15 protein-coding genes are annotated in these 16,592 nt (G+C 73.0%); 8 read left to right on the forward strand and 7 right to left on the reverse strand.

Going from position 1 to position 16,592, the window contains the following annotated elements; all coding sequences use genetic code 11:
* Window positions 1-38 precede the first annotated feature (38 nt).
* The gene (locus ACZ4VK_RS03030) at window positions 39-2,495 is read right to left on the reverse strand and encodes a glycoside hydrolase family 3 protein (protein WP_468347818.1); all 2,457 of its coding nucleotides are present in this window, start codon (window positions 2,493-2,495) and stop codon (window positions 39-41) included.
* A gap of 147 nt (window positions 2,496-2,642) precedes the next feature.
* Between ACZ4VK_RS03030 and ACZ4VK_RS03035 the strand changes: the two genes are divergently transcribed.
* The gene (locus ACZ4VK_RS03035) at window positions 2,643-3,293 is read left to right on the forward strand and encodes a TetR/AcrR family transcriptional regulator (RefSeq protein WP_468347820.1); all 651 of its coding nucleotides are present in this window, start codon (window positions 2,643-2,645) and stop codon (window positions 3,291-3,293) included.
* On the opposite strand, the gene ACZ4VK_RS03040 is transcribed toward ACZ4VK_RS03035, so the two are convergent.
* A complete protein-coding gene (locus ACZ4VK_RS03040) occupies window positions 3,290-4,114 on the reverse strand; it encodes an NAD(P)-dependent oxidoreductase (protein WP_468347822.1) in 825 nt (274 codons plus the stop codon). The two genes, ACZ4VK_RS03035 and ACZ4VK_RS03040, sit on opposite strands and share 4 nt — an antisense overlap.
* Window positions 4,115-4,201: 87 nt before the next feature.
* Between ACZ4VK_RS03040 and ACZ4VK_RS03045 the strand changes: the two genes are divergently transcribed.
* Together ACZ4VK_RS03045 and ACZ4VK_RS03050 are read left to right on the forward strand one after the other, a co-directional pair.
* Window positions 4,202-5,128, forward strand: a complete 927-nt coding sequence (locus ACZ4VK_RS03045; protein ID WP_468347824.1) for a LysR family transcriptional regulator — start codon at window positions 4,202-4,204, stop codon at window positions 5,126-5,128.
* Window positions 5,129-5,136: 8 nt separating this feature from the next.
* Window positions 5,137-5,850, forward strand: coding sequence for a carbon-nitrogen hydrolase family protein (locus ACZ4VK_RS03050; protein WP_468347826.1), 714 nt, complete (start codon window positions 5,137-5,139; stop codon window positions 5,848-5,850).
* Window positions 5,851-5,893: 43 nt separating this feature from the next.
* On the opposite strand, the gene ACZ4VK_RS03055 is transcribed toward ACZ4VK_RS03050, so the two are convergent.
* The 4 genes from ACZ4VK_RS03055 to ACZ4VK_RS03070 form a co-directional block, all read right to left on the reverse strand.
* Window positions 5,894-6,712, reverse strand: coding sequence for a pectate lyase (locus ACZ4VK_RS03055; protein ID WP_468347827.1), 819 nt, complete (start codon window positions 6,710-6,712; stop codon window positions 5,894-5,896).
* A gap of 13 nt (window positions 6,713-6,725) precedes the next feature.
* Entirely contained in the window at window positions 6,726-7,565 is an 840-nt protein-coding gene (locus ACZ4VK_RS03060; RefSeq protein WP_468347829.1) for an EI24 domain-containing protein, read from the reverse strand.
* Between the two features lie 145 nt (window positions 7,566-7,710).
* On the reverse strand, window positions 7,711-8,133 hold the full coding sequence (locus ACZ4VK_RS03065) for an organic hydroperoxide resistance protein (RefSeq protein WP_468347831.1): 423 nt from the start codon (window positions 8,131-8,133) through the stop codon (window positions 7,711-7,713).
* A gap of 64 nt (window positions 8,134-8,197) precedes the next feature.
* Window positions 8,198-9,217: an NADP-dependent oxidoreductase gene (locus ACZ4VK_RS03070; RefSeq protein ID WP_468347833.1), complete on the reverse strand. Its 1,020-nt coding sequence runs from the start codon at window positions 9,215-9,217 to the stop codon at window positions 8,198-8,200.
* A gap of 105 nt (window positions 9,218-9,322) precedes the next feature.
* Here ACZ4VK_RS03070 and ACZ4VK_RS03075 point away from each other — a divergent pair, with 105 nt between their 5' ends.
* A complete protein-coding gene (locus tag ACZ4VK_RS03075; RefSeq protein WP_468347835.1) occupies window positions 9,323-9,775 on the forward strand; it encodes a MarR family winged helix-turn-helix transcriptional regulator in 453 nt (150 codons plus the stop codon).
* A 33-nt stretch (window positions 9,776-9,808) separates the two neighbouring features.
* Here ACZ4VK_RS03075 and ACZ4VK_RS03080 read toward each other — a convergent pair whose 3' ends face one another.
* Entirely contained in the window at window positions 9,809-10,801 is a 993-nt protein-coding gene (locus tag ACZ4VK_RS03080) for an SCO2400 family protein (protein WP_468347836.1), read from the reverse strand.
* A 252-nt stretch (window positions 10,802-11,053) separates the two neighbouring features.
* On the opposite strand from ACZ4VK_RS03080, the gene mreB reads away from it, so the two are divergent.
* The 4 genes from mreB to ACZ4VK_RS03100 all read left to right on the forward strand — a co-directional run bounded on the left by mreB (window position 11,054) and on the right by ACZ4VK_RS03100 (window position 16,418).
* Entirely contained in the window at window positions 11,054-12,115 is a 1,062-nt protein-coding gene (gene mreB, locus ACZ4VK_RS03085) for a rod shape-determining protein MreB (protein WP_468347838.1), read from the forward strand.
* 77 nt (window positions 12,116-12,192) lie between these two features.
* On the forward strand, window positions 12,193-13,809 hold the full coding sequence (locus tag ACZ4VK_RS03090; protein ID WP_468347840.1) for a GAF domain-containing sensor histidine kinase: 1,617 nt from the start codon (window positions 12,193-12,195) through the stop codon (window positions 13,807-13,809).
* A 329-nt stretch (window positions 13,810-14,138) separates the two neighbouring features.
* Window positions 14,139-15,314, forward strand: coding sequence for a nitrate/nitrite transporter (locus tag ACZ4VK_RS03095; RefSeq protein WP_468348830.1), 1,176 nt, complete (start codon window positions 14,139-14,141; stop codon window positions 15,312-15,314).
* A gap of 240 nt (window positions 15,315-15,554) precedes the next feature.
* Complete coding sequence (locus ACZ4VK_RS03100; protein ID WP_468347842.1) at window positions 15,555-16,418, forward strand: RNA repair domain-containing protein; 864 nt, start codon at window positions 15,555-15,557, stop codon at window positions 16,416-16,418.
* Window positions 16,419-16,592: the final 174 nt, after the last annotated feature.

The raw sequence follows: 16,592 nt of genomic DNA on the forward strand, positions 1-16,592 counted from the left end.
GTGCCGTCCCGGGGCCGGTCGCGGGGTTCCCCGGGGGGTCAGATCTCCAGGGTCGCGGTGAGGCGGGTGTCGCTGAGGGAGTGGGCGGCCCGCACCTCGTAGGCGCCGTGGACGAGGGTCCAGCCGTTCTTCTCCTCGTCCCAGATCTCGAAGGCGCGGCGGGGCAGCGCGATCTCGGTCTCGACCGTCTCGCCCGGTCCCGCCTCGACGCGTGCGAAGCCGGCCAGCCGGCGCCCGGGGCTGTCGGGGCCGTGGTCGCGCGGGGCCAGATAGATCTGGACGACCTCGCCACCGGGCCGGTCGCCGGTGTTGGTGATCCGGACGGTGGCCGTGTCCGGGCCCGCGACGAGGGAGTCGTACGACCAGGTGGTGTAGCCGAGGCCGTGACCGAAGGCGTACGCGGGGGCCCCCGGGCTCCGGTCCCAGGCGCGGTATCCGATGAAGAGGCCCTCGCTGTAGGCGAGTTCGCCGTCGACGGGGGTGACGTCGGTGACGGGGGCGTCGGCGAGGGCGGCGGGCCAGGTGGTGGGGAGGCGGCCGCCGGGCTCCTCGGCGCCGGTGAGGACGTCGGCGAGGGCGGCGCCGCCCTCCTGGCCGGGGAACCAGCCGAGCAGGATCGCGGCGACGTCCTCGCGCCAGGGCAGTTCGACCGGGGAGCCGGCGTTGACCACGACGACGGTGTTCGGGTTGACGGCGGCGACGGCCCGTACGAGCTCGTCCTGGCGGCCGGGGAGGGCGAGGTCGGTGCGGTCGAAGCCCTCGGACTCGACGCGCTCGGTGGTGGCGACGACCACGACGGCGGTGTCGGCGTCGCGGGCGGCCTCGACGGCTTCGGCGATCAGTTCGTCGGGGTCACGGCGGGGACCGAGGTGGACGAAGGAGAACATGACGGCGGGCAGCGGGGTCGCGAACTCCTTGTCGAGGGTGTGGAGCAGCGACACCTCGACGGTCTCGCCCGCGGTGAGCGCGACCCTGGCGCGTTCGACCGGGGAGCCGAAGAAGGCCTCGAAGGGGTCGGTCTCGGGGCCCATGGTCTGGACGCCCTCGAAGAGGGTCTCGCCGCCGACGGTGAGGGTGTAGGCGCCGAGGCCGCGGGTGCCGAAGGAGTGCTCGCCCGTCTCGCGCGGGGTGAAGGTGCCGACGACCTCGACGGAGGCGAGGGCCTCGTGGGTGACGCCGGCCGGCAGGTCGTCGCCGATCCACTGGACCTGCCCGTTGGGCAGGGAGCCCTCGCCGAGGAGCCGGCCCCCGGCGTCGCGGCAGCGCGCGCGGAGCGTGAATCCCTGTTCGGCGGGGGCGAGTTCGTCACTGGGGTCGGCGCCGATGGTGAACGTCACGGTCCCTTCGGGCAGGGCGGCGGTGAGGCCGTCGAGCGGAGAGACGACATGGTCGGGGAAGACCTGGGCGGAGCCGCCGCCGAGGACGCGGGCGTCGCGGGCGGCGGCGCCGGAGAGGGCGACGGTGCCGGGCCTCAGCGGGAGGGCCTCGTTCTCGTTCCGTACGAGGACGAAGCCACGGCGCGCGATCTCGCGGGCCAGGGCGTCGCCGTCGATCGCGGCGGGAGGCTCGGTGACGACCGGCGGAGCGCCTTCGAGGGCGCCGACGCGGGCGGCGAGCCGCAGCACGTTGCGTACGGCCGTGTCGACCGCGGACTCCTCGACCTCGCCAGCGCGGACGGCGGCGGCGAGGGCCTCGCCGTAGACGGTGACGGGCCCTGGCATGGCGACGTCGAGGCCGCCCTCGATGTCGCCGGTGGTGGAGCGGGCGGCCATCCAGTCGGAGACGTTGACGCCGTCGAAGCCCCACTCGCCGCGCAGGACCTCGTTCACGAGGTACCGGTGCTCGGTCATGGTCACGCCGTTGACCTGGTTGTAGGCGGTCATGATGCCCCAGGGGTGGGCGTTCCTGACGATGGCCTCGAAGGGGGCGAGGTAGAGCTCGCGGAGCGGGCGGGGGGCGACGCGGTTGTCGACGGTGAAGCGGTCGGTCTCGGCGTCGTTGGCGACGAAGTGCTTGACCGTGGTGCCGACGCCGCCGTCCTGGACCCCCTGGACGTAGCCGGTGCCGATCTCGCCGGTGAGGTACGGATCCTCGCTGTAGGCCTCGAAGTGGCGTCCGCCGAGCGGCGTGCGGTGCAGGTTGACGGTGGGCGCGAGCAGGACGTGGACGCCCTTGCGGCGGGCCTCCTGGGCGAGGAGGCGGCCGGCGCGGCGGGCGAGCGCGGGGTCCCAGGAGGCGGCGAGCGCGGTCGGGGACGGCAGGGCGACGGACGGGTCGTCGGCGGTCCAGCGGACACCGCGGACGCCGATGGGGCCGTCGGACATGACGAGGGACGCCAGGCCGATCTCGGGCAGGGCGGGCAGGGACCACATGTCCTGGCCGCCGAGCAGCCGGGTCTTGGCGTCCAGGCCGAGCTTGGCGAGCGCCGCCTCGACGGCGTCTTCGCGTGCCGCGTCCGCCTCTGCCCGCGCCGTGTCCACGCCGGTCTCCGTCATGGCCGTACCTCCTCGTTGACGTACTGGTGACCCCGATGCGGCCATGGTGCACCCATCGACCTGTAGGGCGGTAGGTAACGTAATCGTCTTGTTATTTTTACGGAGGGGGTACGGTCCTCTCGGAAACTCGGAAAGGGGACACCGGCGATGGTGCGGGCCAGGAGCGAGGAGCGGCGGGCGGACATCCTCCGCGCCGCCCTCGAAGTGATCGCCGAGCGCGGCTACCGGGGTGCCACCCTGGGCTCCGTCGCCGAACGCGTCGGGCTGACCCAGCAGGGGCTCCTGCACTACTTCCCGACGAAGGAGGCACTGCTCGTCGCCGTACTGGAAGAGCGCGACCGCTGGGACACCAGCGGCGGCGGGGACCGCGAGGGCTGGCGGCTCGACCTGCTCGAATCCCTCGTCGAGTACAACGCGATGCGGCCGGGGATCGTCCAGACCTTCTCCGCGCTGCTCGGCGAGAGCGTCACCGACGAGCACCCGGCGCGCGTCTTCTTCACCGAGCGGTACGCGCAGGTGCGGGCGAACATGGCGCGGGTGCTGCGCCTGGAGTTCGGCGAGCGGCTGCCGGGCGGACTCACCCCGGAGCGGGCGGCGCCCCTCCTCACGGCGGTGATGGACGGGCTCCAGTACCAGTGGCTCCTGGACCCGGCGGCGGTGGACATGCCGTCCGCCTTCCGCGACTTCCTGCGACTGCTGCAGGGGGACGACAGCCCTCGGCCTGATCCAGAAGACGGGCCCTGGACGCCGGTTCCGGAGGACAGGCCCCGCATGCCGGTTCCGGGGGACGAGCCCTAGACGCCGGTTCCGGCGCCGTGCGTTCGGCGGGCCACCGCCGAGAGGTCCTCGGCGAGGAGGGCCGGGTCGTCGGTCAGGAGGCGGTGCACGGCCTCCAGGACAGGGAGCTTCGTCGCCGAGGTGGCCAGGGCCACGTCCTTGGCCGCGAGGGCCAGCGGGAAGTAGGAGCCGGCGGCGGTGGCCCGGTCGACGGCGCCGGCGAGGGGCCCCGCCCCGAGAGTGCGCAGCGCCAGCTCCCGGGGAATCCCGAGCGAGCCGGCGAGCGCCAGGGCCTCGGCGATCACGGCGACCCCGCCGATGACGGCGTTGATGAGGACCAGCTTGAGGGCGGCACCCGCCCCGGGGCCGCCGCAGGCGGTGGTCGTCCCGATCGTGTCGAGGACGCCGGCGACGGGCGCCGTGTCACCGCCCGCGAGGATCAGCAGCTCACCGGCGGCGGCCCGGTCCACGCTGCCCATGACGGGCGCGTCGATCAGCGTGACACCGGCCGGCAGCCGGGCGGCCAGGGTGCGGACGGTGTCCGGGCCGACCGTGGAGGTGTCGACCCAGTGGGTGCCGGGGCGCAGGGCAGGCAGCAGTTCGTCCGCGACGGCGAGGGCGGCGGCCGGGTCCGCCAGCATGGTGATGACGACGTCGGCGTCCCTGACGGCCTCCGCGGGGCCGGCGGCGCGAGCGGCGCCGTCGGCGACGAGGGCGTCGGCCTTGGCGGCCGTACGGTTCCAGACGGTGAGCGGGTACCCGGCGTCGAGCAGGCGGCGGGCCATGGGCAGGCCCATGGAGCCGAGGCCGAGGAAGGCGATCTTCTGCTGTGTGTTCTCCATGTCCGCGACGCTAGGCGGGGCAGTGGCATGCGACAAGCGAAGGTCTGGCATGCCTCCCATGCGGATAGCGCATGGAGAATGGGGCGGGTGAACGTTCATGTCCTGTACGAGGTCTTCCTCGCCGTCGCCCGCGAGGGGTCCTTCACCGGGGCCGCCCGCGCCCTCGGCTACACCCAGTCCGCCGTCTCCCGCCAGGTCCGGTCCCTGGAGGACGGGACGGGCGCGGCGCTCTTCGAGCGCCTTCCGCGCGGGGTGCGCCTGACGGAGGCGGGCCGTGTCCTGGTGCCGCACGCCGAGGCGGTACGGGACCGGCTGGCCGCGGCCGGGGCCGAACTGGCGGCGCTGCGCACCCTGGAGGGCGGGCTGCTCAGGCTCGGCTCGTTCTCCAGCGCCAACGCGGCGCTCGTCCCCCGCGCGCAGGCCTCGTTCCGAGAGCGCCATCCGGGCGTGTCCGTCACCCGCACCGAGGGACCGTCCGTGAAGCACCTGGGGCTCCTTGCCGCCGGGGAGCTGGACCTCGCGGTGGTCAGCCCGGCTGCGGCCGGTCCCCCGCCGGAGGGCGTGACGCTGCATCACCTCCTGGACGAGCCGATGCTGGTGGCCCTGGCGCGCGGCCACGCGCGCGCGGGGCGGCGGCCGGTGCGGCTCGCCGAACTCGCCGGGGAGGAGTGGATCGTCGGCGCCGAACGTCTGGAGGACACTCTCTTCCGGCCGGCCGTCGCCGCCGGGTTCCGGCCGCGCACCGGGCTGGTCGCCCACGACTGGATCGCCAAGCTGGGCGCGGTGGCCGCCGGGCTCGGCGTGACCCTCGTCCCGGCCCTCGCGGCGGAGGCCGTGCGCCGGGACGTCACGCTCGTGACGATCCATCCGGAAGACGTCCCGTACCGGAGGATCTGTGCCGCGACCCCGCCGGGCCCGACCGTGGCGGCGACCGCCTTCCTGGAGGGGCTGCGGGAGACGGCGGAGGCGCTGCGGGGGTCCCGGGGGTTCCCGCGCCGCGGGCGGGCGGGATGATGGAGGTCATGATCGTCGCAGCCACCCAGTTCGCCCCGGTCGCCGGGGACATCGACGCCAACGTCCGTACCGTCGCCGGTCTTGTCCGGGCCGCCGGGGCCGAGGGGGCCCGCGTGGTCGTCTTCGCCGAGCTCTGTCTCACCGGGTACGAGCCGTCCCTCGTCCGGGACACCCCCGGTCTCGTCCTCGCCGAGGACGACCCCCGGCTCGAACCCGTACGGGAGGCGTGCCGCGCGGTCTCGGCGGCGGCCGTGGTCAACGGGCCGGTGCGGACGGCAGGCGGGCGGCCCGCCGTCACCACGCTCGTGATCGGCCCGGACGGGTCGCTCCTCGCCCGCTACGACAAGCGGCACCTGTACGGGATCGAGCGGGAGGTCTTCGCGGCGGGCACCGCCGACGGGCGGTTCGCGCTCGACGGGGTCCGGTTCGCGACCGCCACCTGTTACGACAACCGCTTCCCCGAGCTGGCCGAGCGGGCCGCCGCCGACGGTTGCCTGGTCTATCTGGCGAGTTCGGTGCTCTCCGCCGACAACGACTCGTTCGAGAAGGTGTATCCGGTACGGGCCCGGGACTTCGGTCTGTACGTGGTCCTCGGCAATGTCCTCGGCGCCAATGAGGACGGGGTCGGCGTCGGCCGGGCCGGGGCCTGGGGCCCGGACGGCGAGCAGATCGCGGACGCGGGGAGCGACGGGCCGGGCTTCGTGCTCGCCGAGGTCGGCTGAGCGCGGGCGCCCGGCCCGGGCAGGACCGGGCGCCTCCTCACCGTCAGTCGTACGAGAGGTCGCCGGCCGAGTAGCGGCAGGTGGTGCCGTCGGGTCCTGTGCCGATCTCCTTGGGCTCCTTGCCGGTGTTGTTGCCGGTGAAGCGGGTGCACGGCTTGATCTTCTTCTGGGTGTCGCCGTGGATCCGGACGTTCCGCAGGCTGGCGGTGTCGCCGTAGTTGGCGTTGACGCCGACGATCGACTTGCCGGGCGTGGTGATGTCCACGTCGTTGATCAGGATCGTGCGCTTGTACTGCTTCTTGCAGTTGCCGCAGGAGCGGACCAGCTTGCCGAAGTCGGCGACCTGGAACTTGGTCACGACGAGCTTGCCCGCGCCGTTGAACTGGAAGACCTTGTCGGACGCGCTCTTCGCGCCGCCGCCGTGGACCGCGTACACCGAGGACGCCGAGGTGCCCTTGAAGGTGGCGGCGTCCTCGCCGACGTTCTCCCACCAGACGTTCCGCAGGGTGCAGCTGCCGAGGCAGTGGACGCCGTCGGCGGCCGGGGCGCCGATGATCACGTTCTTGAGGACGGCGCCGTCCTTGAGGACGAAGACCGGCTTCTGGCTCTCGCCCTGGCCGTCGGAGCCCAGCTCACCGGTGCCGTAGAAGCGCTGGAGCCTGCCGTCGTAGGTGCCGGAGACCTCGATGCTCGCGGGGACCGGCTTGCTGCCCTTCGCCTGGGGCCAGGCGGCCACCGCGGGCGCGGCGCCCGCCGGGGCGAGCAGGGTGCTGGTGACGACGGCGGCGCCCGTGATGCCGAGGGCGCTCAGGCCGCCGATGAGCGCGCGACGGCGGCCCGTCTTCCGCTTGTGGGACGTCATGGTGCTACTTCCTTCAGTGGGGGAGGTGGTGCACCCCCTGGTCGCCACCGGAGGAAGGAAGGTTGCCGCCTGCTTGATCGTTCTTGCGGAAGGGGTCGTCACGGTCGTCGCCGGACGTCTCCCCCCGCAGTTCTCGGGCCATCAGGGTGGCGCCCGCGACGGCTCCCGGCATCAGGAAGACGGCGACGAAGGGCACCAGGAAGGAGAGCGTCAGCGGTACGCCGAAGCCGAGGGCGACCCTCCGGCGCCCGCGCAGCAGCGCGAGGTGCTCCTTGAACTCGACGCCCCGGCGCTGGAGCGCGACGGACGTCAGCTCCTGGGTGAGGAAGAAGCCGGAGACGCAGAAGCCGATGACGGGGACGACGGTCTGGCCGATCACCGGGATGAAACCGCAGGCGAAGAGCAGGATGCCGTAGAACGCGACCCGCACCAGGACCTTCAGGCTGTCACGGGCCGAGATCCACAGCTCGCGCCAGAGCGGAAGCCCCGACTCGGGCACCTCACCGCCCTCGCCGCGGTCGACCGCCTCGGAGAGCGACTCGTAGAACGGCTGGCCGACGAGCAGGGTGACGGCGGTGAAGGTGATGACCGCGAGGAAGAGACCGAAGGCGAAGACCAGCGCCGTCAGGGTGCCGCGGACGATGTCGAGCCAGGGAGAGGTCCAGTCGTCGGCGAACGGGGTCATCCAGGCGACCAGGTCGTCGGCGCCGTATCCGAGGCCGACGAGCGCGCCCGTGTAGAGGACGAGGGTCACGAGCCCGGGCAGCAGCCCGAATCCGAACCACCGTCCGTGCCGGGCCACCCACTTCTGGCCCTGTACCAGGAATCCGAAACCCACCCCGAAATCGCGCATGGGGGTCACTTTATCGGTGGGGCGCAGGTCAGCCGCCGGGCGGCCGGACCCGGGGCCCGGGCACGGCGAGGGCACGGCGAGGGCACGGCGAGGGCCGCACCCCCGGTGGGGGTGCGGCCCTGTGTGCGGTCCCGCGCGTCCGGACTCAGACGGTGAGCTCGACCGTGATGTTGCCGCGGGTCGCCTTGGAGTACGGGCAGACCTGGTGGGCCTTCTCGATCAGGCTCTTGGCGGTCTCGACGTCCACGTTCGGGATGGTCGCCGAGATCTTGACGATGATGCCGAAGCCGTCGTCGTTCTTGCCGATGCCCACCTCGGCGGTGACCGTCGAGCCGGAGACGTCGGCCTTCTCGTTGCGGGCGACGACACCGAGCGCGCCCTGGAAGCAGGCGCTGTAGCCCGCCGCGAAGAGCTGCTCGGGGTTGGTGCCCGCACCGGAGCCGCCCATGGCCTTGGGCGGGTTGACGACGAGGTCGAGCTGGCCGTCGTCGGTGGCGACCCGGCCGTCACGCCCGTTCTCGGCGGTGGCGACAGCGGTGTAGACGACGTCGGAGTGCTGGATCGACATGCGTGGTACTTCCTTCATGGGTTCGCCGCGACTCGCGCCCACGATCGCGACGGCTGAGGGAAGACTAGCGGGTCAGCGAGACGATCATCTTTCCGGTGTTGTCGCCGCGGAGCAGTCCGAGGAAGGCCTCCACGCCGTTCTCGACGCCCTCGACGAAGGTCTCGCGGTGCTTCAGCTCGCCGGCGGCGAGCCAGCCGCCGACCTCCTGGACGAACTGCTCCTGAAGGCCGTAGTGGTCGCCGACGAGGACGCCCTGGAGCCGCAGCCGCTTGCCGATGATCATCGCCATGTTGCGCGGTCCCGCGACCGGCTCGGTGTCGTTGTACTGGGCGATCATGCCGCAGATGGTCGCGCGGCCGTGCACGTTGAGCGAGGAGATCGCGGCTTCGAGGTGGTCCCCTCCGACGTTGTCGAAGTAGACGTCGATGCCGTCCGGGGCGGCCTCGCGGAGCTGGTCCTTGACCGGGCCGTTCTTGTAGTTGAAGGCGGCGTCGAAGCCGAGCTCCTCGACGAGCCACTTGACCTTCTCGTCGGAGCCGGCGGAGCCGATGACCCGGGAGGCGCCCTTGAGCCGCGCCATCTGGCCGACCTGGCTGCCGACGGCGCCGGCGGCGCCGGAGACGAAGACCGCGTCGCCCTCCTTGAAGGAGGCGACGTCGAAGAGGCCGGCGTAGGCCGTGAGGCCCGTCATGCCGAGCACACCGAGGTAGGAGGAGAGGGGGGCGAGCGCCGGGTCGACCTTGGTCGCGTGCTGGGCGGGGACGTCGGCGTACTCGCGCCAGCCGAGCCCGTGCAGGACGTGGTCGCCGACGGCGAAGCCCTCGGCGTTGGAGGCGACGACCTCACCGACCGCGCCGCCGTCCATGGGGTGGTCGAGCTTGAACGGGGGAATGTACGACTTCACGTCGTTCATCCGGCCGCGCATGTACGGGTCGACCGAGAAGTGCAGGTTGCGCACGAGGATGCGGCCCTCGGCGGGCTCGGCGACCGGGGTCTCGCGCAGGGCGAAGTCGGCCGGGGCGGGCCAGCCGTGCGGACGGGCGACGAGGTGCCACTCACGGCTGGACGCGGGAAGAACGGACATGAGCACGGCCTCCAGTAAAGCTTGAGATCACAAAAGGTTCACTACCTGAAACAACCATGCGCCTGGATATTTCATGTTGTCAAGTATCTCGGTAGGATGGGTCGCATGGCCACCTCACGCACGGACCCCCTGACCGTCGAAGTCGTCGAACTCATCGGCACGGTCGTGGCCCGCTACTACGCGGAGTACGAGCAGGCGGCCGCGCAGCACTCCCTGACCGGCGCCCAGGCCCGGGTCCTCGGCCTGCTCGCGCTCGACCCGCTGCCGATGCGCCGCATCGCCCAGCGGCTGAAGTGCGAGCCGTCCAACATCACCGGCATCGTGGACCGCCTGGAAGCCCGGGGCCTGGTGGAACGGCGCCCGGACCCGGTCGACCGCCGCGTGAAACTCGCCGTGCCCACCGAGGAGGGCCGCGCCACGGCCCGCCGGCTGCGCGAGTCCCTGGACTTCGCCCGCGAACCGCTGGGCGAGCTGACCGAGACCGAGCGCACGCTGCTGCGGGACCTCCTGAAGCGGATGCTGGGCGAGGACGTGACGGGCGGGCCGGTCGGCGCGTAGCGGGGGCTCCTGACCGGCGGGGCGCCCACCGCTCTACACGCACCACCAGAGGAAGCGGGTGCAGGTCGGTTCGGGGCTCGGGGTGGGCGTCGGCCTGGGGGCCGTGGTCGAAGGGGCCGGTCCGCCGGTCGTCGCCGTGGGGGACGGGGTCCCGTCGCTCTGCGTGGCGGACGCCGTGGCGGTGGGCGGGAGGCTGGGCGGGGCGGACGTCGACGCCGGATCACCGGGAGTCGGCGACTCCTCGGGGACGTCGCCGCCGCCCGTACCGGGACCCGTGCCCGTACCCGTACCCGTACCGGATCCTGATCCCGATCCCGATCCCGATCCGGATCCCGATCCCGATCCGGATCCCGATCCGGATCCCGTGCCCTGCCCCGCGCCGGTGTCCGTGCCGGTGTCCTCGCCGCCACCCTCGCCTTCGCCTTCGCCCTCGCCCTCGCCCTCGCCCGAGTCCGCGCTCACCTGGCGGGGACGGGTCGGCGTCTCCGAGACCGGGGACGGGCCCGCGCCGTCCGGGAGGGCGGTGCTCTCGACGGGTTCGGGGGACGTCGTGACCTCGGGGACCTCCTGCTCCTCGACGACCGAGGCCGCGCCCAGCGGCTCCGGCTCCTCCAGGGCCATCCGCGCCAGCGTCAGCGACCCGGCGGCGAGCACCAGACCGAGCGTCCCGACCAGGACCGTACGGCCCCGGCGGCCCCGGGCCCGCCTGCTCCCGCGCACGGCGGAGCGGCCCCGGGCGGCGCGGCGGCCCTGCTCGGCGGTACGGCCCCGGGCAGCACGGCGGCCGCCGGCGGCGGGGCGGCTCGGCGGCGCGACGACGTCGAGTTCGTAGACATGCTCGGGCCCGGCGGGCTCGACCGGCTCGGCCGGCTCGACCGGCCGCACCGGCTGCGTCGGATACGTCGGCTGGACCGGCTGGACGGGTATGTGGGGGGTCTCGTACCGCAGTTCCTCGACGGGAGTCCCGCACCCGGCACAGGCGAGGGCCCCGTTGAGATGCCGCCGGCACGCGTGGCAGTAGTCCATGGGCCCCGCAGGCTATGCGGCCCGGTACGGCCGCAGGTAGGCGCGGAAGTGAGGATCCTGTGTGGAAACCGCAGGTCGGCGGAGGTGCGTCGTGATTCTCCCGCTTCGGTACGTCCCGGCCGGCCCGCGGCGCCGGGCCCCGGGCGGCGCAGCCCAGCGCGCGCCGCGCCCCGGACGGCCGGACGATGCCAACAGGACCGCGTAACGCGAACCACCTCGCCCGTGCCAGCACCGCACTCCGGAGGATCCGCCGTGACCGTCAGCCTTGAGCAGCTGCGCCGTTGCCATGTCGCCGTCGACCTGGGCGCCGCCCGCACCCGGGTCTTCGTCAAGGGCGCCGGACTCGTCGTCGACGAGCCGAGCGTCGCCGCCGTCAACACCCGTACCGGAGCGCTGATCGCCGTCGGCGCGCTGGCCGAGAAGATGACCGGCCGCACGCCCGACTACATCCGGGTCGTCAGACCCGTCTCGGGCGGCACGGTCGTCGACATCGAGATGGCGCAGCGGATGCTCCGTCACCTGCTCGGCGAGAAGCTCCGCCGCCAGCTGCGCCGCAAGCCCCGGCTGCGCGCCGCCGCCTGCACCCCGCACGACAGCGACCCGCTCGCGCAGCGCGCGGCCGTGGAGACCCTCGTCGGTCTCGGGGCGCGCCGGGTCGAACTGGTCGACACCCTCATCGCGGCGGCCGTCGGCTGCGGTCTGCCGGTCGAGCAGCCCACCGCGACCATGATCATGGTGTGCGGGGCGGCGACCACGCAGGTCGCGGTGCTCTCGCTCGGCGCGATCGTCACGGCGGAGCGGATGCCGGTGGGCGGCGACGCCATCGACCACGCGGTCATCCAGCACCTGCGCCACCACCACGAGCTGATGCTGCCGAGCCAGTCGGTGCGCCCGCTGCAGCTGGCCCTCAGCGGCAACGGCCTGACGCCGCACGGCCCGGCCTGGACCGAGATCCACGGCCGGGACGTCGCCACGGGCCTGGCCCGCTCGGTGACCGTCGACACCGCCGCCGTGCGGGAGGCCATCCACACGCCGCTGACTGCGGTCCTCGACGGCATCGGGAAGGTGTTGCGGGACTGCCCGCCGGATCTGGTGGCCGACCTCGCGGACCGGGGGATCATGATGGTGGGCGGCAGCGCCCTGCTGCCGGGGCTCGACCAGATGCTCCGCGCGGCGACCGGGATGCCGGTGCACATCGCCGAGCGTCCGGACGTCTGCGCGGTCCTCGGCCTCGGCGCGATGCTGGAGGGCAAGGTCCAGCCGATGGTCCTCGACCCGCTGGCGGAGCGGGACCCGCTCGCCGAGGAGGCCTGAGGCGCGGGGGCCGGAGGGTGGCCAGGATCAAAGCACGGAAACCACCTGATTCGTATGACTAGTACGACAATGAGACCATGACGATCATGGATGAGGACGCGGACGAGGAGACGTCAGCGCACGCGGACGGCGGTGCGGACGGTGGTGCGCACGTCAGTGCTGACGTCGAGGTGTCCGAGGGCACGGACGACGCGGACGCGCCCCGGCTTCCCGTGCTGCTCGAAGCGGTCCTCAGCGTCGGCACGGACCTCGAACTCCGCACCACCCTCCAGCACATCGTGGACTCCGCCACCGAGCTGACCGGGGCCCGCCACGGCGCGCTCGGGGTCGTCGACCCCGAGCGCCACCGGCTCACCGAACTCTTCACCTCCGGCATGACGGACGAGGAGCGGCAGCGGATCGGCCGCCTCCCCGACGGCCGCAGCGGGCTGCTCGGCGTCCTCCTCCAGGACCCGCGGCCGCTGCGGCTCGACGACCTGACGGCCGACCCGCGCTCCTCCGGCGTGCCCCCGGGGCACCCGGAGACGCGCGCCTTCCTCGGCGTCCCCATCCGGGTCCACACCGAGGTCTTCGGCAATCTGTACCTCACGGAGAAACGCGGAGGCGCCTTCACCGAGGAGGACCTCGCGCTGCTCCGGGTCCTCGCCTCGCAGGCCGGGATCGCCATCGGCAACGCCCGCCTGTACGAGACCGCGCGGCAGCGGGAACGCTGGATCGAGGGCGCCGCCGCGGTGACCACGGCCCTGCTCACCGGCGCGTCCGCCGAGAACGCCCTGATGACCGTCGCCGAGCAGGCCCGTATCCTCGCCGGCGCCTCGGCCGGGGTGGTCCTCCAGCCCACCCCCGCGGGCGGGATGGAGATCGTCGCCGCGTCGACCACGGACGACCCGGGCGATCTGGTCGGCACGACGATCGCGCCGGGCTCGCCCGTCCTGGTCCAACTCCTCGGCGGAGAGCCCGTGTTCGTCGAGGACTCGGCGACCGATCCGCGGATGACCACCCATGTCCGGTCCCGTTTCGGCCCGTCGATGATGCTGCCGCTGCAGAGCGGCGGGAAGCTCATCGGCACCCTCGCCCTGCCCCGGCGGCGCGGCGACCACCCGTACAGCGCGGTGGACCGACTGCTCGCCTCGCAGTTCGCCTCGCAGGCGGCGCTCGCGCTCGTCCTCGCGGGCGCCCGGCACGACAGGGAACGGCTCGCGGTCTTCGAGGACCGGGACCGGATCGCCCGTGACCTGCACGATCTGGTCGTACAGCGGCTCTTCGCCACGGAGATGATGCTGGAGTCCACCCGGCGGCGGGCGGCCGGATCCTCGGACGAGAACGCGCTGCTCGAGCGGGCGGTGGACGAACTGGACTCGACGATCCAGGAGGTACGTACGACCATCTTCGCCCTCCAGCAGCCACCCGCGGACGCGCCGACCTCCTTCCGGGGGAAGGTGCTGCGCGAGACCGGTGGGGCCGCGGCCCTGCTCGGTTTCCAGCCGTCCGTGCACTTCGCCGGGGCGGTCGACACGCTCGTGGACGAGGAGACGGCGGGCAAGCTCCTCGCCACCCTGCGCGGGGCGCTCGCGGCGGCACACCGGCGGACCGGGGTCGGCGCGATCACGGTCGAGGTGTCGGCCGGGGAGAAGGGCGTACGGCTGCGGGTGGAGGACGACGGCGAGCCGCCGACGGTGGTGACCTGGCCGTAGGGGGTGTCTTGTCGATCAGGCCGGATCAGGGAGCGGCGTCTGGTGCCGTGCCTCGCAAGGCGGAGGAGGGAGGCAACGCGGTGGGGGCACCTCCCAGCGGTAGCTGGGGGACGTTGTGGACCGACGACAACGCGGCGAGGTGCGGTGCCAGACGCCGCGAGCCCGGCCTGATCGGCAAGACACCCCCCTAGGGGGGTGGTGGCGTAGGCCGCCGTGCCGTCTCCCCGTACGGAGCAGTCCGGCGCGCCGCCGTCCCCCCGCCGATCTTCACTGGAGTCGTGACCGACGAGACCACTCCCCCGACAGCGGCCGCCTACCGCAACCTGGCGATGGCCACCATCGGCTTCACGCTCACCTTCTGGGCGTGGGACCTGATCGCGCCGCTCGCGAGCTGGTACGGCGACCGTCTCGGACTCAGCTCCTTCCAGCAGTCGCTGCTCGTGGCGGTGCCCGTCCTCGTCGGCTCCCTCGGCCGCGTCCCGGCCGGGGCTCTGACCGACCGGTACGGGGCGAAGGTGATGTTCCCGCTCGTCTCGGCGCTGACGATCATCCCGGTGCTGCTCCTGACCGTGGTCAAGGACAGTTACGGCCTGATGCTGGTGGTCGCCTTCCTCCTCGGCCTCGGCGGTACCACGTTCGCCATCGGCATCCCGCTGGTGAACTCCTGGTTCCCGCCCGCCAAGCGCGGTCTTGCGCTCGGGGTGTTCGGCATGGGCATGGGCGGCGTGGCGCTCTCCGGCTACTTCACCCCGCGCATCGCGAAGCACGGCGAGAACCTGCCGTTCGTCGTGGTGGCGATCGTACTCGCCGCGTACGCGGTGCTCGCCATGTTCCTCATCACGGACCGGCCCGACCGGCCCGTGCCCACGGCGCCCCTCACGGCCCGCCTCGGCTCGGCGGCCCGGCTGCGGGTGACGTGGGAACTGTCGGCGCTGTACGCGATCGGCTTCGGCGGCATCGTCGCGTTCGGCGTCTACCTGCCCACGTACCTGAAGACCTGGTACGCGCTGGACCCGACGGACGCGGGCACCAAGGCCGCGGGGTTCGCCCTGGTCACGGTGGTCTTCCGGCCGATCGGCGGCTGGCTCTCGGACCGCGTCCACCCGGCGGTCGTCACGGCCGGCGCGCTCGGCGTGGTGGCCCTCTTCGCGATCGTCCAGGCCTTCGACCCACGGCTGAACCCGGGCGGCACGATCGCCCTGCTCGTCATGGCGGCGGGGCTCGGCACGGCGAGCGGCTCCGTCTTCGCCCTGGTCTCCCAGGTGACCCCACAGACCAAGGTCGGCAGCGTGACGGGGATCGTCGGCGCGATGGGCGGGCTCGGCGGCTTTCTGCCGCCGCTGGTGATGGGGGCGATCTACAGCGCGAAGGACTCGTACTCGATCGGCTTCATGCTCCTGTCGGACCTGGCGCTGGCGGGGTGCGTGTACGCGTACGGGCGGATGCGGGGGGTCCGGGCGGAGGGGGAGGTGGGACGGGAGGGGGTCGGGGCGACGAGGCGGTGAGGTTCCTGGCGGTCGGGGGCGACCGGGTCCGCAGCCGGCACTGACGTCGGCAAACGGCGGGCGGCAACAGTCCTACTCGTGGGTTACTTGTCCCCTGGTGTCCGAAGTGGGAATCCTGGGCGAGAACCGCCGCTGTCTTTCGCTCTCCTGCCGTAACCGCAGCGAGGTGGGCGAGCCGGGCGCTGAATTGCAGGACCGTCCGGGCGCGCGTCACCCTGATAGTCGAGGGCAGGTACTGACGTGCACACCAGCGACGAGATCTACCACCGGGTGCTCTGGGACCCGCGCTTCGTCCCCGAGCGGTTCGTGATGGGGATCGCCGAGCGCGGAGCCCCGCCTAAGCGGGTCCTGCTCGGCGACTTCGTACCGGGTGGGGAGATCCCCTGGCACCGGGTGGTGTTCTTCGAGGCGGACGGCCAGGTCGTCTGGGACCGCGCCTCCGGCATCGACCGGCTCGACGAGACCCTCGCCGGGCAGGTCGGTCCCGTGCCGGCCCCAGCCCCCGGCGACGTCCTCGCCGTCCCGTCGACGAACCGCACCGCCGTCGCCTGGCTGCCGCCGGCAGAGTTGTGGCCGCCGATCCAGCACATTCGCCGCGAACACGACCGGCAGATCCGCCGCTGGCCGCCGCACGTCAACGTGCTCTTCGGTTTCGTCCCCGAGGCCGAGTTCGCCCGGGCCCTGCCGCTGGTCGCCGCGGCGCTCGCCGAGACCCCGCCGTTCACCGCCCGCCTGGCGGGCGTCCACTGGTTCGGACATCGCGAGGACGCCACCGTCTGGCTCGACCCGGCCGCCGCCGACCACGAGCCCTGGGCGCGGCTGCGGGAGTCCCTCGAGCTCCGCTTCCCGCTCTGCGGATCGCAGTCGCACGGCTTCACCCCGCACCTGTCCCTCGGCCGTACCCCGGCCCCGCACCCCCTCGCCCGCAAGGCTGAGACCCTCCTCGGCCACATGACGGCCCGGGTCGATGAGCTGGTCCTGCTCTCCCGGCGCGGCGACGAGCCGATGCGGGTCCGGGCCCGCGTCCTGCTCGGAAGCGGCTCCGTACGTCACGCGGAGAATCAAGCCCTTCCGGGCAACCCTTCGCCCTCACCGCCCGTCTAGTCAGCCGCGGCACGGGCTTCGGTCAGCCCGGTCGGCATGCAGCGAAGTCGTGAGTATGCACCCACGCCTTCTGCAGCGACGCGGTCGAGAAGGCGCTCGCCGATCTTGACCGGGGCGAGCGGGCCGCCGTCGAGGCGGTGCGCCGGCTCATCGAGGCGGCGGCGCCTCGCCCAC

The organism is Streptomyces sp. NPDC028711 (assembly GCF_055565415.1).